Annotated in this window: 23 protein-coding genes and 1 tRNA gene; 10 read left to right on the top strand and 14 right to left on the bottom strand. The window is 61.3% G+C overall.

Annotation, left to right across the window (positions count from 1 at the left end):
* Together B2589_RS06500 and B2589_RS06505 are read right to left on the bottom strand one after the other, a co-directional pair.
* Positions 1–852, bottom strand: coding sequence for a UDP-2,3-diacylglucosamine diphosphatase (locus tag B2589_RS06500; RefSeq protein WP_232902692.1), 852 nt, complete (start codon positions 850–852; stop codon positions 1–3).
* A gap of 141 nt (positions 853–993) precedes the next feature.
* Positions 994–1,617: a YbhB/YbcL family Raf kinase inhibitor-like protein gene (locus B2589_RS06505; RefSeq protein WP_022990501.1), complete on the bottom strand. Its 624-nt coding sequence runs from the start codon at positions 1,615–1,617 to the stop codon at positions 994–996.
* Positions 1,618–1,872: 255 nt separating this feature from the next.
* On the opposite strand from B2589_RS06505, the gene B2589_RS06510 reads away from it, so the two are divergent.
* A complete protein-coding gene (locus B2589_RS06510; RefSeq protein WP_022990500.1) occupies positions 1,873–3,183 on the top strand; it encodes an NAD(P)/FAD-dependent oxidoreductase in 1,311 nt (436 codons plus the stop codon).
* Positions 3,184–3,199: 16 nt separating this feature from the next.
* Here the strand turns inward: B2589_RS06510 and B2589_RS06515 are convergent.
* Positions 3,200–3,273, bottom strand: a tRNA-Gly gene (locus tag B2589_RS06515).
* A gap of 70 nt (positions 3,274–3,343) precedes the next feature.
* On the opposite strand from B2589_RS06515, the gene B2589_RS06520 reads away from it, so the two are divergent.
* From B2589_RS06520 to B2589_RS06530, 3 genes are all read left to right on the top strand, one after another.
* Complete coding sequence (locus tag B2589_RS06520; protein WP_286815990.1) at positions 3,344–5,059, top strand: potassium/proton antiporter; 1,716 nt, start codon at positions 3,344–3,346, stop codon at positions 5,057–5,059.
* 91 nt (positions 5,060–5,150) lie between these two features.
* Positions 5,151–5,705, top strand: a complete 555-nt coding sequence (locus tag B2589_RS06525) for a L,D-transpeptidase family protein (protein ID WP_286815991.1) — start codon at positions 5,151–5,153, stop codon at positions 5,703–5,705.
* A 203-nt stretch (positions 5,706–5,908) separates the two neighbouring features.
* Positions 5,909–6,190, top strand: a complete 282-nt coding sequence (locus tag B2589_RS06530; RefSeq protein ID WP_058342253.1) for an Lpp/OprI family alanine-zipper lipoprotein — start codon at positions 5,909–5,911, stop codon at positions 6,188–6,190.
* Positions 6,191–6,258: 68 nt separating this feature from the next.
* Here the strand turns inward: B2589_RS06530 and B2589_RS06535 are convergent, their stop codons facing one another.
* The 8 genes from B2589_RS06535 to B2589_RS06570 form a co-directional block, all read right to left on the bottom strand.
* Complete coding sequence (locus B2589_RS06535; protein WP_286815993.1) at positions 6,259–7,047, bottom strand: slipin family protein; 789 nt, start codon at positions 7,045–7,047, stop codon at positions 6,259–6,261.
* 29 nt (positions 7,048–7,076) lie between these two features.
* Positions 7,077–8,534: an NfeD family protein gene (locus B2589_RS06540; RefSeq protein ID WP_286815994.1), complete on the bottom strand. Its 1,458-nt coding sequence runs from the start codon at positions 8,532–8,534 to the stop codon at positions 7,077–7,079.
* Positions 8,535–8,555: 21 nt separating this feature from the next.
* On the bottom strand, positions 8,556–9,308 hold the full coding sequence (locus B2589_RS06545) for an SDR family oxidoreductase (RefSeq protein WP_286815995.1): 753 nt from the start codon (positions 9,306–9,308) through the stop codon (positions 8,556–8,558).
* Positions 9,309–9,339: 31 nt separating this feature from the next.
* Complete coding sequence (locus B2589_RS06550; protein ID WP_286816076.1) at positions 9,340–10,395, bottom strand: L,D-transpeptidase family protein; 1,056 nt, start codon at positions 10,393–10,395, stop codon at positions 9,340–9,342.
* Positions 10,396–10,447: 52 nt separating this feature from the next.
* On the bottom strand, positions 10,448–11,017 hold the full coding sequence (locus B2589_RS06555) for a TMEM165/GDT1 family protein (RefSeq protein ID WP_199457734.1): 570 nt from the start codon (positions 11,015–11,017) through the stop codon (positions 10,448–10,450).
* Positions 11,018–11,054: 37 nt separating this feature from the next.
* Positions 11,055–12,446 (bottom strand): DHA2 family efflux MFS transporter permease subunit, encoded by a 1,392-nt coding sequence (locus B2589_RS06560; RefSeq protein WP_199457733.1) that lies wholly within the window; start codon positions 12,444–12,446, stop codon positions 11,055–11,057.
* 3 nt (positions 12,447–12,449) lie between these two features.
* Entirely contained in the window at positions 12,450–12,875 is a 426-nt protein-coding gene (locus B2589_RS06565; protein WP_022990491.1) for a MarR family transcriptional regulator, read from the bottom strand.
* Between the two features lie 171 nt (positions 12,876–13,046).
* Positions 13,047–14,330 carry an MFS transporter gene (locus B2589_RS06570; RefSeq protein ID WP_036220224.1) on the bottom strand — a complete coding sequence of 428 codons (1,284 nt, stop codon included), beginning with the start codon at positions 14,328–14,330 and terminating at the stop codon, positions 13,047–13,049.
* Positions 14,331–14,570: 240 nt separating this feature from the next.
* Between B2589_RS06570 and B2589_RS06575 the strand changes: the two genes are divergently transcribed.
* From B2589_RS06575 to B2589_RS06590, 4 genes are all read left to right on the top strand, one after another.
* On the top strand, positions 14,571–15,473 hold the full coding sequence (locus B2589_RS06575; RefSeq protein ID WP_094624548.1) for a helix-turn-helix transcriptional regulator: 903 nt from the start codon (positions 14,571–14,573) through the stop codon (positions 15,471–15,473).
* 9 nt (positions 15,474–15,482) lie between these two features.
* Positions 15,483–17,243 carry an ExeM/NucH family extracellular endonuclease gene (locus B2589_RS06580; protein WP_286815997.1) on the top strand — a complete coding sequence of 587 codons (1,761 nt, stop codon included), beginning with the start codon at positions 15,483–15,485 and terminating at the stop codon, positions 17,241–17,243.
* 93 nt (positions 17,244–17,336) lie between these two features.
* Positions 17,337–18,224 (top strand): alpha/beta fold hydrolase, encoded by an 888-nt coding sequence (locus tag B2589_RS06585; RefSeq protein ID WP_286815998.1) that lies wholly within the window; start codon positions 17,337–17,339, stop codon positions 18,222–18,224.
* Between the two features lie 136 nt (positions 18,225–18,360).
* Entirely contained in the window at positions 18,361–19,404 is a 1,044-nt protein-coding gene (locus tag B2589_RS06590) for an AraC family transcriptional regulator (protein ID WP_286815999.1), read from the top strand.
* Between the two features lies 1 nt (position 19,405).
* Here the strand turns inward: B2589_RS06590 and queE are convergent, their stop codons facing one another.
* Positions 19,406–20,062 (bottom strand): 7-carboxy-7-deazaguanine synthase, encoded by a 657-nt coding sequence (gene queE / locus B2589_RS06595; RefSeq protein WP_094624366.1) that lies wholly within the window; start codon positions 20,060–20,062, stop codon positions 19,406–19,408.
* The gene (queC, locus tag B2589_RS06600; RefSeq protein ID WP_286816000.1) at positions 20,062–20,727 is read right to left on the bottom strand and encodes a 7-cyano-7-deazaguanine synthase QueC; all 666 of its coding nucleotides are present in this window, start codon (positions 20,725–20,727) and stop codon (positions 20,062–20,064) included. Before queC ends, queE begins: the two co-directional genes overlap by 1 nt.
* Positions 20,728–20,876: 149 nt before the next feature.
* On the opposite strand from queC, the gene B2589_RS06605 reads away from it, so the two are divergent.
* Positions 20,877–21,389 carry a hypothetical protein gene (locus B2589_RS06605; protein WP_286816077.1) on the top strand — a complete coding sequence of 171 codons (513 nt, stop codon included), beginning with the start codon at positions 20,877–20,879 and terminating at the stop codon, positions 21,387–21,389.
* Here B2589_RS06605 and B2589_RS06610 read toward each other — a convergent pair.
* Positions 21,358–21,609: a hypothetical protein gene (locus B2589_RS06610; protein ID WP_022990482.1), complete on the bottom strand. Its 252-nt coding sequence runs from the start codon at positions 21,607–21,609 to the stop codon at positions 21,358–21,360. The two genes, B2589_RS06605 and B2589_RS06610, sit on opposite strands and share 32 nt — an antisense overlap.
* Before the next feature lie 533 nt (positions 21,610–22,142).
* On the opposite strand from B2589_RS06610, the gene B2589_RS06615 reads away from it, so the two are divergent.
* Positions 22,143–22,415, top strand: coding sequence for a hypothetical protein (locus B2589_RS06615; protein WP_036220218.1), 273 nt, complete (start codon positions 22,143–22,145; stop codon positions 22,413–22,415).
* The last annotated feature ends 10 nt before the right edge of the window (positions 22,416–22,425 follow it).

Here is a 22,425-nt window from a genome sequence, read left to right on the forward strand (position 1 = left end):
TTAACCGGCAATACGGTTAACCTGTTCGATGAACGACGGCGTCAGCACGTCCACCACCGGGCGTTCTCCTTCCGGGCCCGCCACCGCGGGCGCATCCTGCTCGGTCATGACAATCACCGGCTGATCAGACCACTGCAGCAACTGCAGTTCGCCATCGGTTGTTTCCACCAGGGCCGAGCAGTGCTCAACCCAGTCACCATCATTGCAGTATAGACCGTCCTCGCCACGCAAGAAGCCAGCAGAGTGAATATGTCCGCAAATAAAACCATCGAAATCGCCCTTCTCCGCGGCCGTCAGCGCTGCCAGTTCAAACCGGCGAATAAAGGTTCTGGCCTTACCTATGCGGCTTTTGATCCAGGCCGCCAGCGACCAGTAGGGCCTGCCCTGCAAACGGCGCAGGGCGTTGAACCAGCGGTTCAACCGCAGCAGCAGGCCGTGGGCATGGTCACCCACCAGCAACATCAGGGGGCTGCATCGCACTACCTGGTCGAACTGGTCACCGTGGCATACCAGAAAGCGGCGGCCATCCGCGGTGGTATGCACGGCCTTGTAGAGAAGCTCCACACCGGAGAGGGTCTGGCCACAGAAGCGGCGGAAGAATTCATCGTGGTTACCGGGCACATAGACAACGCGGGTGCCGGTGGCGGCCAGCTCCAACAGTTTGTGAACAACCTGCCGATGGCTTTCCGGAAAGTGGGCCCGACGCTGCATGGCAATCAGGTCGACGATGTCGCCTACCAGGTACAGGGTGTCGCACCGGATGGTATTGAGGAAATCCAGCAGTTGTCCGGCCTGGCAATCCGCTGTGCCAAGATGGACATCCGAGATGAAGACGCTGCGATAATTGCCCATGGTGCCTCCTGCATTGTCAGGCCAGCCGTCAGAGTGCAGGAAAAACTCTGACAAGGCCGGGTGACACGCAGGTGACAACCACGAGACAGTTAGATGAAGACAGGCGCGGAGCCGCTGCAGCCCCGCACCGTCAGAACCCGCTCAGCGCAGATCCGGATTGAGGGTGTAGGTACCGGTTACCCGGGCACTGGCCAGCACATGCCCGGCCATGGCCTGGCGCACGTCGTTGCCGTCAAATTCGCCATCCAGGCCCAGCGTTTCCACATCCAGCGCATGCACTTCGTAGTGGTAATGGTGGATGATCTCATCGTTCCAGGGCGGGCAAGGGCCGTCGTAACCGGCGTAGGTGCCGGCCATGTCCGGATTGCCGGCCAGGAACTGGGTGTAGTTATTCACACCGCGCACCCCGATCGGGCCGGGGCCGTGATCCTTGCCCTTGGGGCTGACGCCGTCACTGTCCTCACCTTCCGGGATGCGAGCAACGCTGGCCGGGATGTCCACCAGCAGCCAGTGGAAGAAGTCTACCCGGGGCAGGTCGGCCGCTACGGTCTTGCCTTCCTGGTTCACATCGTCGGCCACGCCGGGCACATCCGGGTCAAACATCACTACCACAAAGCTTTTGGTGCCCTCCGGCGCGCCTTCCCACACCAGTTCCGGGTTCCGGTTGGGGCCAAAACTCATGTGGTCCTGTTCACTGAATACACCAAACGCGAACTTTTCGGGAATCGGCTGGCCGTCCGCAATGCCTTTGACTTCCAGTTTCACAGTGGTTCTCCTGTTAGCAGGGTTAGGGTCCAAGCCTCTGTGGGCGTTTACCCTAAAGTGCCGCATGGCATCGGATTAATCAATCGCGAGCAGGCCCAACGAGGCAGCAAAAAGCCACTTTCGTTGAATTGTCATGCCGGAACTACGACGTTAGTATTAGCCGCCTCCAGTCAGGGACTGGACAAAGTCAGTGAGGACAGCCAAGCGTTTTTCGCCGAAAGAGCGCTTGGCTCTCTTCACTTCAAGGCGATCGTTATGGAAAACCTGCACCACATCGTAGTTGTCGGCGGTGGCGCCGGCGGCCTGGAACTGGTCACCCGGCTGGGCAACAAACTGGGCAAGAAACACAAAGCCCGCATTTCCCTGGTCGATGCCGGCCTGACCCACGTCTGGAAACCCCTGCTGCACGAGGTCGCGTCCGGTTCCCTCGACGCCAGCGCCAACGAAATCAACTACCGCGCCCACGCCCGCAAGCACCATTACGAATTCCAGCTTGGCCGGATGAGCGGGCTCGACCGCTCAGCGAAGGAAATCGTCATTGCCGCCTTCCACGATGACGAAGGCAATGAAGTGGTGCCCGAACGCCGCATCCGGTACGACACCCTGGTGATTGCGGTAGGCAGCACTGCGAACGATTTCGGCACTCCGGGTGCCCAGGAACACTGTCTTTTCCTGGACAGCCTGCGCCAGGCACGGCGGTTCCATAACCTGATGCTCAATGCCTTCCTGCGCAAGAATCATGAAGCCCTGCAGGGCAAGCCCCACAGCCTCAACATCAGCATCATCGGGGCGGGCGCCACGGGTGTGGAACTGGCCGCGGAGCTGCGGCTGGCCTCCCGGGAACTGCCGGTATACGGCATGAACCACCTGAAGTCGTCAGACGTTTCCATCAGTGTGATCGAAGCGGCCGACCGCATTCTGCCGGCGCTGCCTGGCCGGCTGTCTGCCGCCGCAACCCGGGAACTGCAGCGCCAGAAAGTGCAGGTATTGACCGGCCAGCCGGTCAGCGAAGTACGGGAGAACAGCCTGGTGATGAAAGACGGCACCGAACTGCCGTCCGAGATGACCATCTGGGCCGCCGGTATCAAGGCTCCGGGTTTTCTGGCCGACCTGGACGGGCTGGAGGCCAACCGCGGCAACCAGCTGATGGTAGAACAGACCCTGAAAACCACCCGGGACGACCACATCTTCGCCTTCGGTGATTGCGCCGCCTGCCCGCAACCGGATTCTGACCGGCCGGTGCCTCCACGGGCCCAGGCCGCCCACCAGCAGGCAGATACCCTGTTCGAAACCCTGTGTAACCGGCTTGAAGGCAAGGAAGCGGTAGCCTTTGTATACAACGACCACGGTTCACTGATCAACTTCAGCAAATACACCACCGTTGGCAACCTGATGGGCAACCTGTCTGGCCGCAGCATGTACATTGAGGGCAAGGTGGCCAGGCTGTTTTACGTGTCCCTGTACCGGATGCACCAGGTAGCCCTGCACGGGTTTGTGCGCACGGGCATTATCTGGCTCATGGACAAGATCAGCCGGGCCATGCACCCGAGACTGAAGCTGCACTGAGGGGAAATTGCCGGACTGGAGCGGGCGATGGGAATCGAACCCACGTCACCAGGTTGGGAACCTGAAGCTCTACCATTGAGCTACGCCCGCCGGCATAATAGCTGTTCAAGCAATATAAGCCCGCCGCCATGGCCGGGCAAGCCCCTTTAGTTGGAGTCTGATGGATCCCACCTTCACCCTGATCGGCGCCCTGATGCTGGTTTTCAGCATCGTGCTCAGCCCCCTTTCCAGCCGCGTTGGCATGCCTGTGCTGCTGGTCTTCCTGGTGGTGGGCATGCTGATGGGCGAGGACGGGCCCGGGGGTATCGAGTTCGATAATGTGGAGCTCGCCTTCCTGATTGCCAACCTGGCCCTGGGCGTCATTCTGCTGGACGGCGGTATGCGCACCCGGGTGGACACCTTCCGGGTTGGCCTGAAGCCCGCCATGATGCTGGCCACCGTGGGTGTCGCGCTAACGGCGGGCGGAGCGGCAATCGTTGCCTGGTGGGTGTTCGACCTGCACTGGCTGATCGCCTTGCTGATCGGCGCCATTATCTCCTCTACCGATGCCGCTGCGGTTTTCTCCCTGCTTCAGGGCCGGGGGCTGCATCTGAACGAACGGGTCAGCGCCACTCTGGAAATCGAATCGGGCAGCAACGACCCGATGGCTATTTTCCTGACCCTGATGCTGGTTACCCTGATCAGCCAGCACCAGGACGGCGCCTTTGCCTCTGGCCTGCTGATGCTGGTCCAGCAATTCGGTATCGGCGCGCCAGCGGGCATTCTGGGCGGCTTTGCCATCGTCGCCCTGACCAACCGGATGCGCCTGACCCCCGCTCTTTACCCCCTGTTAGTGGCCGCAGCCGGCATCGCCGTGTTTTCGGCCACCAACGCCATTGGCGGTAGCGGTTTTCTCGCCATCTATCTGAGTGGTGTGGTGATCGGTAATCGCCACGTGCGCATGATGCCCATGATCCTGCAGGTACACGATGGCCTGGCCTGGCTGGCCCAGCTGTGTCTGTTCCTGATGCTGGGGCTGCTGGTGAACCCGTCCGACCTGGTACCGCTGGCCGGTGGCGGCCTGATCCTGGCGCTGGCACTGATTTTCGTGATTCGCCCGCTGACTGTCCTGCTGACGCTCTGGCCCTTCGGCTTCAACCGCCGGGAACTGGGCTTTATCAGCTGGGTGGGTCTGCGGGGCGCGGTACCGATTGTCCTGGCCCTGTTCCCGATCATCGCCGGCCTGCCGGATGCCCAGCTGGTGTTCCATGCTGCTTTCTTCATCGTGCTTGTGTCGCTTGTGGTACAGGGAACCACCATGGCACCGCTGGCCCGCAAACTGAAACTGGAGGTTCCGGCCGGCGAAGACCCCTACCGGCGCCTGCCCCTCGATGCCCCTGCGGCGGGCGACCACGAGTTGATGCTGTTCCCGCTCCGGGGCCAGAACTGGGAATCACCGAAACGGCTCGGGCAGCTGCGGCTTCCGGACAACACCGCCGTTGCCGGGGTCTTCCGGAATCGCCAGTGCCTGCAGCCCACCAAAGACCTGGAAGTCTCGACCGGAGACGTCGTCGCCATGTTCGCCACACCTGCGGTACTTCCGGAACTTGGCAAGGCCCTGAGTGGCCGGCAGGCACCGAAACACCTGGCCGAGCGTGCCTTCTTCGGTGACTTCGTGCTCAATGGCGACGCCTTGCTGGGGGATGTAGAGCAGGTGTATGGCATCGAATTCGATGAATTGCCACCGGATCTTTCGCTCGCAGAATGCTTTGCCAAGCGCACCAAGGGCCACCCCGTGGTGGGCGACAAGGTCGTTCTGGGCCCGGTCACCCTGGTAGCCCGTGCCACCGAGGCAGACCGGGTAACCAAGGTGGGCCTGAAGATGGACGCAACATAAAATGTAACAAAACCCCTTATCAATCCGCCTGCCGGCTGTGTTATAAACTGCATGAACAAAGTTTAACCACTGGATATCCATCGCCGGCGCCATGATTTTTCGAGCTTTTCTGATCGTTTTTGTAGCACTCCTTACCCCCTTTGCCGGGGCTACCGAGCTGTTAGCCCGGGCCGACACCCGGATGACTCCGGCTATCCCGGAACCCGGGCTGGCTGACCACTTCGAAATTACCCAGGTGGTAGTGAATAAAGGCGAGCGCCGCCTGCACCTGCTCAGTGGCGACCGCAAGGTGCGCAGTTACCGGATTTCCCTGGGCGACAACCCGGTCGGCCACAAGCTTTATGAAGGCGACTCCCGCACCCCGGAAGGCGACTACACCCTTGACTGGCGCAACCCGGAGAGCAATTTCTACAAATCCATCCATATTTCCTATCCGAGCCCGAAAGACCGGGAGCTGGCACAGGCCTGGGGGCTCGACCCGGGTGGCAGTATCATGATTCACGGCCTGCCCAACGATGTCGGCGACATGGCCTTTGCCTATGTAGGTCTGGACTGGACAGAGGGCTGCATTGCCGTGACCAATGAAGAGATGGATGAGATCTGGGCCCTGGTCAACGACGGCACTCCCATCCGGATCATGCCCTGACCCCGGTACGTTTATGACACGCCGATTAAGTTGTTGTCATAAGCTAAGAATTTTTACCTATCCTCAGTTAACATTTTGCTTCATAGTGTTTTACACTGTTTAACGACTCCGGTAGTCACTGCCTATCGGGCATAGCTGACAGGAAGTCGTCTATACTGACTTCTGGATCACAGGAAATAAAACGACCAATAAGGGGATTTACCATGCGTAAACTGACGATCGCTGGGTTTGCACTGGCCACTGCTCTGACTGCAGGTTGTGCCACCACTGACCAGGCTGCTATCGACGAAGCCAATGCAACTGCAAGCTCCGCTGAGCAGACTGCTAACAACGCTCTGAACACTGCTAACAGCGCTGCAAGCGATGCTCGCACTGCTCAGCAGACTGCTGAAGAAGCCCTGGCTGCTGCCCGCGCTGCTCAGAAGTCCGCTGACGAAGCAAACGAGCGCGCCAAGCGCATGCTGGAGCGTGCCAGCCAGAAGTAAGGCTGACGCAAAGCAGAAAAAGGCCGGTTCAACCGGCCTTTTTTGTGGGTGTTTGAAAAGCCGGGGAGTTACTGATCCAGCTTGCCAGATGCCTTGTTTCCGGACTGATTGTCCAGAAAGTTCTTGATCATATCCATCGGCAGCGGGAACACGATGGTGGACGAGTTGTTATTGCTCATATCCGCCAGCGTTTGCAGGTAGCGCAGCTGCATGGCCCCGGAGTTGGCCGACATCACTTCTGCCGCCTCCACCAGTTTCTTTGAAGCCTGCAGTTCACCTTCGGCGTGGATAACCTTGGCCCGCCGCTCCCGCTCAGCCTCGGCCTGCCGGGCGATGGCGCGTATCATCGATTCGTTCAGGTCTACGTGTTTGATTTCCACGTTGGCCACCTTGATACCCCACTCCTCGGTCTGGGCATCGATGATCTCCTGGATGTCCGCATTCAGCTTGTCACGTTCTGACAACATCTCGTCCAGGTCGTGTTTACCCAGCACCGAACGCAGGGTGGTCTGGGCCAGCTGGCTGGTCGCCGCGCCATAGTCTTCCACCCGGATAATCGCCTTTTCCGGATCCACTACCCGGAAATACAGCACGGCGTTCACCCGCACGGTCACGTTATCCTTGGAGATCACATCCTGGCTGGGCACATCCAGCGTGATCACCCGCAGGTCTACCCGAACGATCTGCTGGATACCGGGAATCACGATAATCAGGCCCGGCCCCTTCACGCCCTGGAAGCGCCCCAGGAAGAACACCACGCCACGCTCGTATTCGGGCAGGATCTTGATCGCTGACCCGAGGATCAGCAACAGCACCACGGTGGGTGCGAGATAGGGAATGAAATCACCCAGATTCATACGGCCTCCTTGTATTGCCTGTGATTGTTCTACCTTGCGTCAGACCCGGGCTCTACCTGCAGGGTCAGCCCGTCGATGCCGGTTACCCTGACTTCCATGCCGTCCGTAATGGCCGAATCGCTGCGGGCATTCCAGCGCTCGCCACTGACCCGCACATGGCCAAGGAACTGGTCATGCTCCGGCTTGAAATCGTCCAGCGCCAGGCCATGTTCATGGACAATCTGCTCGCTGCCGCTAACCGGGTGCCGGCGCCGCAGGCCGATAAAGCGGGTGACTGTCCACAGCATAAAGCCGCCAGCCACCACCGCTGTTCCGCCAATGGTGGGCAGGGAAATCTGCCGGTGGCTGCCATCCATCAGGATCACCGAACCGGTCACAAAGGCGACAATGCCGCCAATACCCAGTATCCCGAAGCTGGGCACAAAGGCTTCCCCCACAATGAATGCCAACCCCAGCATAATCAGCGCCAGGCCGGCGTAATTCACCGACAGTACCTGGAAGGCAAACAGCGCCAGCACCAGACTGATGGCGCCGATCACGCCCGGCACCACGGCCCCCGGGTTCGCCAGCTCAAAAATAATGCCGTAGAAGCCGATGATCATCAGGAAGTAGGCCACGTTGGGATCGGTGATCACCGACAACAGGCGGGTGCGCCAGTCCGGCTCGGCCCGAACCAGTTGCAGCCCGGCGGTTTCAAGGGTGCGCGGGCCAGAGGCCATCTGCACGGTGCGACCGTCAACGGCGGACAACAGTCCTGCCAGGTCCGGAGCCACCACATCGATCACGTTGAGCTCAAGCGCCTCACTGGACCCCAGGTTTACCGCCTCGCGCACAGCCTCTTCCGCCCAGTCACCGTTGCGGCCGTGGCGTTCGGCCAGGCCACGGATATAGCTGACGGCATCCTCCAGCACCTTGCGTTCCATAGCGGTGTCACCACGGCGTTTTTCCGGTTCAGCGCTGGTGTCTTCGGTTTCGCCGGCGTCTTCAGGTGCGTTGTCTGCAGGGGAAGGAGATTCTGGTTCCGGAGAGCCGGGCAGGCCGCCCATCTGTACCGGCGTGGCAGAGCCCAGGTTGGTGGCCGGGGCCATGGCCGCGATATGACTGCCGTAGAGGATATAGGTACCGGCACTGGCGGCGCGGGCGCCCTGGGGCGAAACGTAGGTGGCAACGGGCACGTCGGAGGCAAGGATGGCCTTGATGATCTCCCGCATGGAGTCCATCAGGCCACCCGGGGTGTCCAGCTCCAGGATGACCAGCCCTGCATTATCCTGCTCGGCCCGGCGAAGACCCCGGGTTACGTAATCCATGGTGGCGGGGCCAATGGCACCTTCTACGGTCAGCACCAGGGCGGTTCCGCGCCGTTCCTGCTGGGCCAGTACCTGCCATGACAGGCTGACCAGTAACAGCAGGGCTCCGGCCAGGAATACTAGCCCCCAGAAGGTTGCCCTCCGGTGGCTGGATCGACTCTGGAATGGCGGTGCGTGCATCATGCCCTCCGGTCGGGATGGTCAGAACATGCGCGCCAGAACGGCCTCCGGCAAGCGCCTGATAATGAAACCCAGCGGTGCCCAGGGCAAGGCCGGCACAAAGTGCTCGGCCTTTCCGGCTTCTATGGCTTTCACCATAGCACGGCACCCGGTCTGTGCATCCACAATAAACGGTGTGTTCTTCACCTTTTCGTTGATCTCGGTGCGAATGTACCCCGGGTACAGGGTGGTCACACGGATCGGCGAACGGCGCTTTTTCAGTTCGACACGCAATCCCTCGCAAAGTGCCGCAAGGCCGGCCTTGGTGGCAGCGTAGGTGGTCACATTGCCCGGCATGCCGCGTACCGCCGTTACTGAAGATACGGCCACCAGGTGGCCCTGGTTCTGGGCCCGGAAAATTTCCATGGCCGCTTCCATCTGGGCCAGGGCTGCGACAAAGTTGGTTTCAGCGGTCTGCCGGTTGGCGTCAAAGCGCCCGGTGCCCAGGGGCTGCCCCTTGCCAATGCCGGCGTTCACAATGATCCGGTCCAGCTGGCCGAATTCCTGGTGAAAGGCCTGGAACACCTCCCGCACCTGGTCATGGTTATTCACATCCAGCGCCATCAGGCTGATGCGAATACCGGGGTGCTGTTGCTCCAGCTCGGTTTTAAGGGTTTCCAGCCGCTCGGTGCGCCGGGCACACAGGGCCAGGTGGTCGCCCCGGGCGGCAAATTCCCGGGCCATGCCTTCACCGAGGCCGGAACTGGCTCCGGTGATCAGAATGGTTCTGCTCATAGAAGGGTCCTTGTTCGAGCCCGCCACGCTATCAGAAGTACAGCGTCTGTCCGGGTTCGGTTTTTTGTTCTTGTGGCGGTTCGGCGCTCTTTTCAGAGGCCATCTGCGTGAGCTTTTCGCCAATCATGGTGGGAATGCCATCGGCCTGGTCTACGGCAATCTCGATAGACTGTCGCCGAACCTGCACGTCCGGATGTTCCTCAACAAAGGTTTCGACTTTCTCGAACACCTGTTGCCAGAGCTTGTCGCGATCCTCGGCGGTGTAATCTTCCCGGGGCCGGTGCACTTCCAGCCAGACCTCGCCACCCGACAGGCCGACCTTCACCGATTCACGGATCACCCGTACCGGAGTGCCTTTCTCCACCTGGTAGACAAAGCGGGAGATATCCTCGTTGTACATGCGAAAGCAGCCATGACTGACCGCCATGCCGACACCGAACTGCTTGTTGGTGCCATGAATCAGGTAGCCTTTCTCGCTCAACAACAGGGCATGGGAACCCAGCGGATTACCCGGGCCCGGGGGAATCATCCTGGGCAGGTAATCGCCGGAGGCTTCGTACTCGGCCCGGATACTGGCCGGCGGATACCAGGCCGGAGACTCCAGCGGCATGGTCACTTCGGCGTTGGTCAGCGGTGAGGGATTTTCCTCGGTACCCACGCCGACCGGATACACCTGCACGCCATCTTCCGTAAAGTAGTAAAGACGGTATTCGGCCAGGTTGATCACGATGCCCTTGCGCGGCACATCCGGCAGCACATACATACGGGGCAGGGTAATCACCGAGCCGTCCCCCGGTAGCCAGGGATCCACGCCGGGATTGGCTTTAACCAGTTCCAGGTAGCCCAGCGCCAGTTCGTTACCAATGCCGGCAAAGGTGTCTTCATAGGCGGTGGTGAATACCTGCAGCTCCCCCGCCAGGTCACCGTTCAGGGGAAAGGTTGGCACCCGCGGAGACCGGTCGATTTCTTCCTTTGCATCTTCCTGCTCCCCGGGCCCGGGTTCCGGCGCAGGCTGGGCACTGGCCTGCATGCCAAGGCTGGCAAGCAACAGCACCAGCAGCCACGAGAAACGGTACTTCAACTGCATCATCTTTGTTTCCTGTTCAAAATCCTGCCACACCAAAAGACCGGCGAAGGCGTCAGGAGTTCATCAAGGTTGTCCAAATGGTAACCCCCGCCAGCGCCACAAACAGAATACTGGCGCTGATCCGCGCGGTGGCCAGGGGCAGGCGCTCCATCAGCCAGCGACCTGCCAGAATAACCGGTACATTGGCAATCAGCATACCAACGGTGGTTCCGATAATAACCCAGAATGTCTCGGTATACCTTGCCGCCAGTACCACCGTGGCGATCTGGGTTTTGTCGCCGATTTCGGCCAGGAAGAACATGATGGTGGTGGCCATGAAGGCCCCCATGCCCAGAAACTTCGAGTCGTCGCTGTCGTCTTTATCCGGCACCAGCAACCACAGGGCAATGGCGATAAAGCTCACGGCAAGAATCCAGGGTAGCCAGGCTGCGGGAATCTGTGCCGCCACCCAGGCGCCAATCCACGCGGACAGCGCATGGTTAAGCACCGTAGCAATCAGGATGCCCAGGATGATCGGGGTACGGGTGGCATAGCGGGCAACCAGGAACAGCGACAACAGCTGGGTTTTGTCGCCAATCTCGGCAATGGCTACGGCAAGGGTCGATGCGAGAAAAGCATCCATTCAGAAAGGCCTCCGGTGGGTAAATTTATATGAAAACTCAGCTGCGCATCTTCCAGACCGGGATGGCGGCTACCGCCACGAACACGGCTACCAGCCACCAGGCCGACTGGAACGCGGAAAAGGTAGGAAGCCCACCCTGATGCTCCCCGAACTCGATGGTCAGCGCCACGATGTTAACACCCAACGCGCCGCCCAGTTGCCGGGCAAAGTTGATGGTGCTGGAACCCGCCCCCATCAGCTCCGGCGGCAGGGGATTCATCGCGCCGGTAGACAGCGCCGGCAGCATGAAGCCGATGCCGATCCGGCCCAGAATGGCCCAGAATGCCAGCCAGCCAAAGCCCACCAGGTGCCCGGTTACCGCAAACAGCACCGCCGACAGGGCAAACACTACAATACCAAACAACACCAGGCTGCGGGCACTGCGCCGGTCAGCCAGCCGCCCGGCCAGCGGGAAGGTCATGCCCAGCACGATACCGGCCGGCAACATCAGCAGGCCAGCCTCGGTTGCGGAGAAGCCGAGCGTGGTCTGTACAAACAGCGGAATCAGGTATGTAGAGCCAAACAGCGCCAGGCCCAGTGCCATGGCACCCAGGGTGGCAAACAGGAATACCGGACGGCGCAGCAAGTCCAGTTTTATCAGAGGATAACGGGCCGTGCGGGCACGGAACAGGAATGCCGCCAGCAGGGCAACCGCGACCGCGCCCTGAACCAGCACCCGGACTTCCTGGCCTGTCAGTTCCTGCAGGCGGGTCAGGGTGTCCAGGGTCAGCGCGATCAGGCTGCCCAGCAATGCCAGGCCGAGAAAATCGAAGGGATAATTGGCCGGCCGGGAGCGGGGTAATGGCAGAAAACGCCAGGCCATCCACACCCCCAGCAGGGTCACCGGAGCCGGGGCGTACATCACATAGCGCCAGTTGAACTGGTCCACCAGAAAACCGCCCAGTACCGGGCCCAGGGCCGGTGCCAGGATCACACCCATGCCATAGATACCCATGGCCTGGCCACGCTGTTCAGGCGGAAAAATGCGGAACACCAGGAACATGCCCATTGGCTGCATCAGGCCCGCCATCGCGCCCTGGCCCACCCGCGCGGCGATCAGCTGGCCGGGAGTTTCGGCAAAGCCGCCGATGACTGAAATGACGGTAAACATGGCCATGGCACAGGCCAGGGTGAGCCGCACACCGAACCGGTCCAGCAACCAGGTGGAAGCCAGCATGGTGGTGGTCATGGCGGCGATAAAGCCGGTCGCCAGCCAGTGCACCTGCCCCTGACGGATTCCGAACTCCATCATGATGTCGTGCAGGGCAACGTTGACCACTGTGGCGCTGAGCACCGTGGCCATGGTACCCATCACAACCGTGATGACCGCCAGCCAGCGCCAGCGGTCGCCGTATCGAGCCTTCAGGCCCTCGACCGAATTATCCGCCAAGGGTTACTTCTGCTTTTCAGCGTTTTCCATGATCTTGTGGAACACCTTCAGGGTGCACTCGAGATCCTTGTCGGAAATCCCTTCAAGCATCTCCTCCCGAAGGTCGGAGGCTCTCTGTGTCAGCTCTTCCATAAAGTCCACACCCGCCTTGGTCAGGTGCAGGCGACGGGCCCGGCGGTCGTTCGGGCAAGGGCGGCGCTCAATCAGGTTCTGCTGTTCCAGGCTGTCGAGCAGGCGCACCAGGGTCGGGTTCTCGATGGCCATGAGGCTCGCCAGTTCGCGCTGGGTCAGGCCTTCGCCGCCTTCCTGCAGGTAGAACATGGTGCTCCAGCGGGCCTGGGTAACACCGAGGTCTTTCAGGCGTTCATCAAGCATTTTACGCCAGCGGCGGGTAACCCGGGCAACGGCAAAGGGGAACTGTTCTCTCATGACAATCTACTCCTGAGGCTGATCTGCTCCGGGGCAAACCACGCCCGGGCAAGAACTGACGAAAACTTACTATTGCTGAATATTCACCAATAGTATGCTAATCGTTGATTTAAATACAGATACCGAAGTGAAAATATAATCGGTGATAACCGAAAGTTTCAGCAAGTTGCGTCAGCCAGCCTGGCGCAACTCTTCCTGCATCTCTTCCACTTCCGGAGATTCGTGGAAATCCTCGTTCCGCGGATCCAGCTCGGCCAGTACCGGAGAAGCCTCCGGCATGGCGGGCACAAAGTGCTCCTGATCCTCGACCGGCACATCGTCGGTGTGAGTAATGCGGTAGCTGGTGATTACAGCCAGGACCAGCAGGAAACCGGCATTGCCGTAGAACAGGCCCGACGGCCCCAGCTGGTTGATCAGCTCGGCCATGGCGATGGGCCCGATGACACTGCCAATGCCATAGCTCAGCAGCAGGGTGGCACTGGCGGCCACGATACGGTTGCTGTCCATACGGTCGTTGGCAATAGCCACAGCAATCGGGTACAGGGTGGCAGACAATCCGGTAAACAGCCCCACCAGCAGGGTCAGCAAGGCCAGGTTGCCGGCGCCCAGCACCGCCACACCGCCCGCCGAACTGGCAGCCGCCAGGGCCACCCAGAACATCACGCGACGACGGTCAAAGCGGTCGCACACCCGGCCCAGCGGCCAGGCCAGCAGCATGGCGGCAACAATGGCACTGGCCATAAAGGTGGACGTTTTCGCCACATCCAGCCCCACCAGGGTGGCGTAGACCGGCCCGAGGGCATAGAAGCCACCAATCAGCACCCCGCTGACCAGCGCCCCGGCAACCCCTGAGAAAGATTCCCGGGCCAGCTTGAACACCGACATCCGGGCAGTTTGCTCGATCACCGGGGCTTCCATGCGGGTCAGGGACAGCGGAATCAGGGCCAGGGCCAGTAAAATAGCGGCCAGTGAAAACGGCAGGAAGTTGGCAGGGTCACCCACATTCACGATCAGCTGGCCGCCGGCGGCGGACAGGTAGAACACAATCTGGTACACGGCAAACATGGCGCCGCGATTACTGTTGGTGGCGCGGCTGGAGAACCAGCTTTCGATCACCACCAGAACGCCGGCCACGCTGAAACCGGACAATACCCGCAACACCGCCCAGAACAGGGTGGACACTGCCATCGGATACAACAATGCGGCCACCGCCGCCATCGCCGCAAACACCGCAAACGCACGGATATGGCCCACACGGCCAATAATCTTGTGCACATACAACGTGCCCAGTACAAAGCCGATGGAATAGCACACCAGTACCCAGCCGATCACGTCCGGAGACACCTGCTCGATACTCAGCCGGATACCCAGCAGAGTCATCAGGAAGGCGTTACCGCTGACCAGGAGCACAATGCTCATGATCAAGGCAGACAAAGAAACGACCATTCGGGTCATCGGCAACTCCGGCTGGGAAATCTGGATTGGAATCAATAAAAGATAGCAGCCTTAAAAGTTGCTGCAGACAGGTATTTAACCAGCCACACCAAGCCGGCACCACTAGGCACTTGCCGAAACCGAAGGCGCTGCTGGCGCCCCGTTTGACAATGTTTTACATTAATGGGCCGTAACACACCCCGGTGACGGGAGCGGGTAACATGAATGCCACGCAAATTACTGGATCGTGAGCGCCTGGTTATGAAGAAAACGGACTGGCCCATTCGCTGGGATCTGCTGCTTCGCTATCGACTCATCGAAACCATCGCACTGTGGGAAGGTCGGCTGACCACCAACCACATCTGCCACAGTTTCGGAATCGGCCGGCAGCAGGCTTCCAAAGACATCAATACCTACCTGCGGGAGCTGGCACCGGGCAACCTGGTCTACGACCGGCACCTTAAAGGCTATGTCCCCGCCCGGGATTTCAAACCGGTGGTCACCCATGGCCAGGTCAGCGAATACCATGACCTGCTGGCCCGCCAGCAAAGGCTCGGGGCCACCTTCTCGGAGCTGGATCTGGGCCTGCCCGGCAACACCGTGGTCGTGGAGCCCTGCCGCCACGTTGCGCCGGAAACCATGCGTGCGGTGGTAACCGCAACCCGTTACCGCCGCCAGCTGCGCGCCAGCTATATTTCCCTGAGCCGCCCAGAAGCCGCTGAAAGCCTGCTGGAACCCCATACCCTGGTGTGTACCGGCAATAACTGGCACGTTCGCGCCTGGTGCCATGCCAACCGCGAGTTCCGGGACTTTGCCCTGAGCCGTTTCCAGGGGCACCCGGAAGCCCTGCGCCAGAAAGCCCGGCAAACCGCCGGCCAGGATGACGACTGGCAGCGCATGGTAAGCCTGGAAATTACCCCCGACCAGCGGCTGACCGAAGCCCAGCAGCAGATCATTGCCAATGACTACGGCATGGAACAGGGCAGGCTGCACCTTGAAACCCGCGCCGCCCTGGCACCCTATGTGCTGGCACGCATGGGCATTACGCTGGATAACCTGCACCCGGACCCGCTGGTGCAACAGGTGGAACTGGCCAATCCCGACCAACTCGGCTTTGGCAGCAAACGGGAACGGGCACTCAAAGCGGTTGCCGGTCTCTGCTAGACTGGCCCGGTGACCAAGCCAGAACGAATACCCCTTATCAGCCTGATCCTCGCCGCCCTGCTTCCTGCAGCGGCGGCGGCCTCCTGTGGCGATCCGGCAACCCCCATCCATCGCATCCAGTCTGATGGCACCCGCTCTCCCCTGGCCGGACAAACCGTTACTGTAGAAGGCATAGTTACCCGGGACGCCCGGGAACCCGGAGGCTTCAACGGCTTTTACCTGCAACAGGCCGACCACGAAACCGATAACAACCCCGCCACCTCCGAAGCCCTGTTTATCTACACCCGCAAAAAAACCGGCAAGCCCGGGCAACGGCTGCGGGTGACCGGCACCGTCAAGGAGTTCCACGGGCTGACCGAGCTGGTGGCTGTGCGGAATCTTAAGGTCTGCGGTACCGCGCCACTCCCGGAACCCATTGAGGTCAGACTGCCCTGGCCCGAGGCACCGGAACACCTGGAAAACATGCGCGTGAGGTTCAGCCAGCCCCTGACCATCATCGACCACTACAACCTGGCCCGCTATGGCGAACTCACCCTGGCCAGCTCCGATCAGGTTACGCCCACCGAATACCTGCCCCCGGGCGCCAAAGCCGCTGCCCGAAGCCAACGTAACCAACTCCACCGGGTACTTCTGGACGACGGCAAAAGCCAGCGCCAGCCCAACCCCGTGCCCTGGCTGAACAACCTTGCCGGCGATGCACCCCTGCGCGCCGGCGACCGGGTAACCCAGCTTGAAGGCGTATTGGATTTCCGGTTCAGCCAGTGGCGCCTGCAACCGTCCGTGATGCCCCGGTTCCAGCGCAACAATCCCCGCCCCGACGCACCACCGGCCCCGGCCCGGGACCATGTCCGGGTCATGGCCCTGAACCTGCAGAACTTCTTTAACGGCAATGGCCGGGGCAACGGCTTTCCGACCCCCAGAGGTGCAGAATCGCCCAGGCAACTGGAGGTGCAAGCCCTCCGGCTGCGCAGTGCCATCCTGCAGGCAAGGCCGGATATCCTGGCGGTCAGTGAGCTGGAAAACGACGGTTACGGCCCGGACAGCGCTATCGCACAACTGGCAGAGACGCTGGGGGCACCATGGGCCTTCATCAGGACCCCGGGACAGGATGGCTCCGACGCCATCCGTACCGCACTGCTGTACCGTGCAGACCGGATGGTACCGGCCGGCCCGCCGCACCGGCTTGGCTCGGGTCCGTTCCGGCAACAGGGCCGGCCGCCGCTGGCACAGGCGTTCCGCCCCGCAACAGGGGGTGCTGCTGTACAGGTAGTGGTGCCGCACCTGAAATCCAAATCCTGCCGACAAGCCTCCGGCCAGGATACTGACCGGCAAGACGGCCAGGGATGCTACAGCCACCGCCGCAGCGAAGAAGCCGGGGAGCTGATCCGCTGGCTGGATTCCTTGCCCGCTCCCGACCGGCTCGCCGGCACCCTGATTACCGGCGACCTCAACAGCTATGCCATGGAAGCACCGGTTCAGAGATTCCGACAGGCCGGATATCACAGTCAGGTACATCGCTTTCACCCCTGCGGGCCGGAGACTTGCGCCTACCACAGCTATCGCTACCGGGGTGAGAAGGGCTCGCTCGATTACAGCCTGGCCGACAGGAACCTGCAGCCCCGGGTCCGCCACGCGCAAACCTGGAACATCAATGCCGATGAAGCCCGCGCACTTGCCTACAACCAGCGCTCCGCCCTGTCAGGCCCTCAGCCGTGGCGGGCCTCGGACCACAATCCGGTGATCACCGACATCCATCTGGGCAATAACTGACCCGACCGACCGCCAGCCCAGGCAACCCGGCAATAGCTCCCCGGCCACAGCCCGTTACACTGGGTGCCGGTTTGTTGTTACGAGGTTGTCCCCATGAGAATTCCTGCCCCCAATCTGTGGCCCGCCGCCCGCACCGGCCAGCGCTGGTTACTGCGCGCCCGCCGCAAGGAGGCCCTGGTCGACGGACACCGGCTGGTGTTTCTGGAGCGGGGCCAGCCGGCCCCGGGCACGCCGACCCTGGTGCTGATTCACGGCTTTGCCGCCATGAAAGAAAACTGGGCCCTGTGGATGCAGATGCTACCCGCAGACTGGCACCTGCTGGTGCCGGATGTGCCCGGCCTGGGAGAAAGCCAGTACCGGCCAGACGCCTGCTACCGCTATGAAAGCCAGGCCCGGCGGCTCGGACAATGGCTGTCAGGCTATGCCTCCGACAACCTGCACATTGCCGGCAGCTCCATGGGCGGCGCCATTGCCTCGGTGATGGCGCACACGCTGGACCGGCCACCGCGTACCGTCACCCTGCTGAACAGTGCCGGCATACCGGAACAGCCGGATGCCGACCTCAATGCACCGTTCAAAACCGACCGGGATGCCATCCTCATTCCCAGGGACTGGAGCGGGGTCTACCGAATGTTCAACAGCGTCGGCAACGGCAAACCGACTCTGCCGGGCCTGGCCATGACCGGCCTGCTGGGGCCCGACCTGCTGCAGCGCCGGGATTCCCTGCGCCATATTTTCAACGACATGCTGGCAGACCCGCTGGCACCGGCCCGCTATCTGGGAACCGGAACCCCGCCGCTGCAGGTGCAATGGGGCGACAAAGACGTTATCACGCCCACCCGCTGCGTGGACTGGTTCGAAACCGCCACGCCCCATGCCGAGGTACACGTCTTCCGGGGTGTGGGCCACCTGCCCATGCTGGAGAAACCCGGCCGCTCGGCCCGGGTACTGGAAGACTTTATTAGCCGGCACAGTCAGTGACAGGACCGGCATACCGGCAATTGGCCTCTCCGGCCCGTTGACCCGTCACTGGAGTCATGGGGTCGGGCACGGCAAAAGGCCATAATCTGTGACTGACTACCTTGCATAACAACAACAGACACTGACGAGGAAACCCATGCGCGCCTCCGTTTCTACCGCACAGGACCTGGGTATGCCGGCCATCTACCTGCATACCCTGGCCGAGCTGCTCCGCACCATTGGCGTCGACGAGCGGGACCTGATCCTCCGGGTCGGCCTGGACCCGGCCCGCCTGAACTCCACCGATCTCCGGGTCAGCCAGGCCCAGGCCAGCGAGTTTGTCACCCGGGCGATTATCGAAAGCGGTGAGCCCGGCCTAGGCATCATGCTGGCGCGGGAACTCCGGCTACCCCTGCACGGAGCCCTGGGTACCGCGGTGATGAGCAGCCGGACCCTGGAACAAGCCCTGGAGCTGATGACCCGTTACCTGACACTGCGGGCACCGCACCTGAAAGTGGAAAAGCACCTGAGTGGCCAGAACGCCCGTTACACCGTGTCCTGTGATGTCGAACTGGGGCCGCTGCAGGGCTTTGTGCTGGATGCCGTGCTGTACGGCTGCGTATCCATGGGAGCCCAGCTGACCGGGGCTGCGGTGCCCGGTACCCGGATTCTCCGGCGCGGCCCGGAGCCGAATCATTTCCACCGATTCCGTCGCGTGGTGGGCGTGCCGGTAGAGTATGGCGCCCATGAGGATGCCCTGGTGATTCCCGTCAGCCAGCTGGCACAGCAGGTCCGGTTCAGCAATGAACAGCTGGCAGAGAGCTCGCGGGAACAGTGTGAAGAAGCGCTGAAACAACTCACGGAAGACGCCGGCTTTGCCTGCCGGGTGCGCAGGGTGATCGAAACCAGCCATCCGTTTCCGCCGAAACTGGCCCGGGTCGCCAGTACCCTGTTTGTCTCGGAACGGACGCTCAAGCGCCGGCTGCAGGAAGAAGATGCCAGTTTCCAGAACCTGGTCGATCAGGTGCGGCTGGAGCGGGCACAGGACTTGCTCGGCACCACCGGCATGAACCTGAGCCAGATTGCCGATGCCCTGGGCTACGCCGATGCCGCCAACTTTACCCGTGCCTTCAAACGCTGGACCGGCCTGAGCCCGAGCCACTTCCGTGCCCGGGAAACCGGTTTCCGGAAAACCGCCTGAGTCAGTCGATGCCCAGAATCTTGTGCATCTGCAGGGTCAGGCGCCATTGCGGATGGGCCAGGCAGTAATCGGTCGCCTTGCGGGTATTGCTCTGTTTGACCGGATCATTGCCCTGGTCCGGCACCGAGGGCGAAGCCATCGGAGACAAAAAGTAATGCCGGGCCCGGATGCCCAGAAAGCGCTCCGGTGGGGCCAGCGGTTGAGGAAAGACCAGCTTCAGTTCATCACACTCGGTTATCACCACCTCGGCGTCCGCCTTGGGGCTCACACACAGCCAGTCGATACCGTCCGGCGCCGGCAGGGTGCCATTGGTTTCCACGCCCACTTCGAAGCCCTCGGCATGGAAGGCTGCAATCAGCGGCTCATCCAGCTGTAACAACGGCTCACCCCCGGTGCACACCACGTAGGGTCTGCCAGGGGCATCCGGCCACAGGCTGCGGATATGGGCCGCCAGCGCCTCGGCGGTTTCAAAACGGCCGCCGTTCTGGCCATCGGTACCAACAAAGTCGGTATCGCAGAAATTGCACACCGCCGTCGCTCGGTCCTGCTCCCGGCCATTCCACAGATTGCATTTGCTGAACCGGCAGAACACCGCCGCCCGGCCCGCCTGGGCGCCCTCGCCCTGCAAGGTGTAAAAGGCTTCTTTCACCCGGTACATCAGGCATTGCCCTCGTAGGCCAGCGGATCGTCCAGGCCGTGGGCGGCGAACGCTTCCAGCCGCTCGACACAGGAACCGCAACGGCCGCAGGCTTTATCCCGGCCGTTGTAGCAGGTCCAGGTCTGGCTGTAATCCAGGCCAAGCTTCAGGCCTTCAGCCAGGATTTCGCCCTTGTCCAGGGCCATGAACGGCGCTTCAATACCCACAGGTTCGTAATTGGCGATGCGGCAGACAGCGTCCATTTTCTCCACAAATTCGGGCCGGCAGTCCGGATAGATGGCGTGATCGCCGCCGTGGGCGCCATACCAGACAGCCCCCGCGCCCACGGTTACCGCGTAACCGGTGGCCAGGGACAGCAGAATCATGTTGCGGTTGGGCACCACGGTGGACTTCATGGAGTCTTCTTCATAGTGCCCTTCCGGCACCTCGGCGTCAGAAGTCAGGGAAGAACCGGCCATCACCTCGCTCATGGCGCGGATATCAATCACCTTGTGGGGAATACCCTCGGCCTGGCACACGGCGCGCGCCGCCTCCAGCTCCCGTACATGGCGCTGGCCGTAATTGAACGACAGCGCATGGACCTTCAGGCCCCGGGAACGGGCCAGGTGGAGCAGGGTAAACGAGTCCATGCCTCCGGAATAGATAACGACAACAGTGTCAGTCATGGGATTCTCACCACAATAGCAGGGGGTGTGTCACGGGGTGTTCAAAGCTGAGCGGTATTGTAACAGCGCAAACACCGGTTGGGTTCGCGTCAACGCAGGATCGGCGGTAAACTCGGGAGAAAATGACAATGAACCAGAACCGACACCTGATGCAACCGGATTCCAGCCCAGCGTTTATCGACTTCGAGGCCTCCAGCCTTGACCTGATCGCCAGTTACCCGATCGAGGTTGGCCTGTGCCTGCCTGACGGCACCCTGCACAGCTGGCTGATCCGCCCCAACAGGCAATGGCAGGACTGGTCCGACAGTGCCGAGGCCATTCACGGTATCTCCCGCAGCCGGCTGGAGCAGGAAGGCCGGCCGGTAGCCGAGGTTGTCGAACAGCTGAACGGGTTGCTGTCAGGGCAGGTGTTCTGTGATGCCTGGACCTTCGACAGTTTCTGGCTGCACCGCCTGTACCGGGCAGCCGGGGAAACACCGGCCTTCCAGCTGGAGTCCATCTCCATGCTGCTCGACCAGACCCAGGTCCGGCACTGGTCCGGCATGCGCCAGCAGGTGATTGCCGAACTGGGCCTGCCGGTTCACAGGGCCGCCAACGACGCCCTGATCCTGCACCACACCTGGCAAAAACTTACTTGCCGGGGCGAAGCCTCAGTGCAATAACTTCCAGGCCATCCCGGGCTGTATGCAGGGTCCAGTAGGTGGCCAGGGCCATCAGGCTGGCGCCCACAACGGTGAAGCTCAGGTTGTCTCCCACAGACTGCCCCTGGGCGATCACCAGGTAAACGGCAACGGCGGCGAGCAGCGCGATTTCAACGATAAAATCAGAACGGAACTTGTTGCGGGCGGGGGCAGGGTCTTCGGGCATTTTCTTCGGTTTCAACCTCTGTATTCGGTTTGGGTGTACCACTTGATGGGTGTGTAAATTATCGCCAATCCGGCCGGAATTGGCTGTAGGGACTAGTGGCTACGAAGTTTCCGAAGGCGTAAAAAAAACGCAGCCCATGGGGGCTGCGTAGAAAGGAGAGATCCATCCGATACCTGATACGGAGGCATCGAGGATTGCACAACGTAAAAACACGTGACGGAACAAATTATGGCCCCGAGAGCCCACGGCGTCTGTACGGGTTTGCCGAATGGCGAGGGCTATTGCAAACCGGCCAATTGCCGATACACTGATACCGAACCGAAATCACAGAGCCGATAGGTCCAGAATGATTACCAAGTACACCGTTATTACCACCGCCGGTTGCCAAGCAGGGCAATCCGTGCGCGCCATGGTGAAAGACATCTAACGGCTTTCGGTCAGTCCCGGGAGCCATTGCAGCGACCGGGGCAGCTTCTCTGCCAGACCCCGGTTGCCTCAGGCCCCGGGGTTTTCTGTTTTTGCAGCCGCAAAATGACAAGGAGAAGATCATGAGAAGACATCCGACTACACGGGCAGCCAACCAGCCAATGACCAACCGGCAGGCACCGATCAAACGTCCGGAAAAGCTGCCGCTGCTGGATGCGATTTGCAAGAAACTGAATCAGCGCGTCAACCTGGATGACGAGCAGCGGGTGCTGGGTCTGTACGAGCGTGGCTGGATTTTCAAGGGCGTGCTGAGCAACCTGGACGGCGCCGAGGCCCGCTATGTGCGTGCACTGGCCACCCGTTACAACTCCTGGATTGCCCGCCAGGTGGCCTGAACCAACGCAG

The sequence above is a fragment of the Marinobacter sp. UBA3607 genome (genome assembly GCF_002375525.1).
GTDB lineage: Bacteria > Pseudomonadota > Gammaproteobacteria > Pseudomonadales > Oleiphilaceae > Marinobacter > Marinobacter vinifirmus.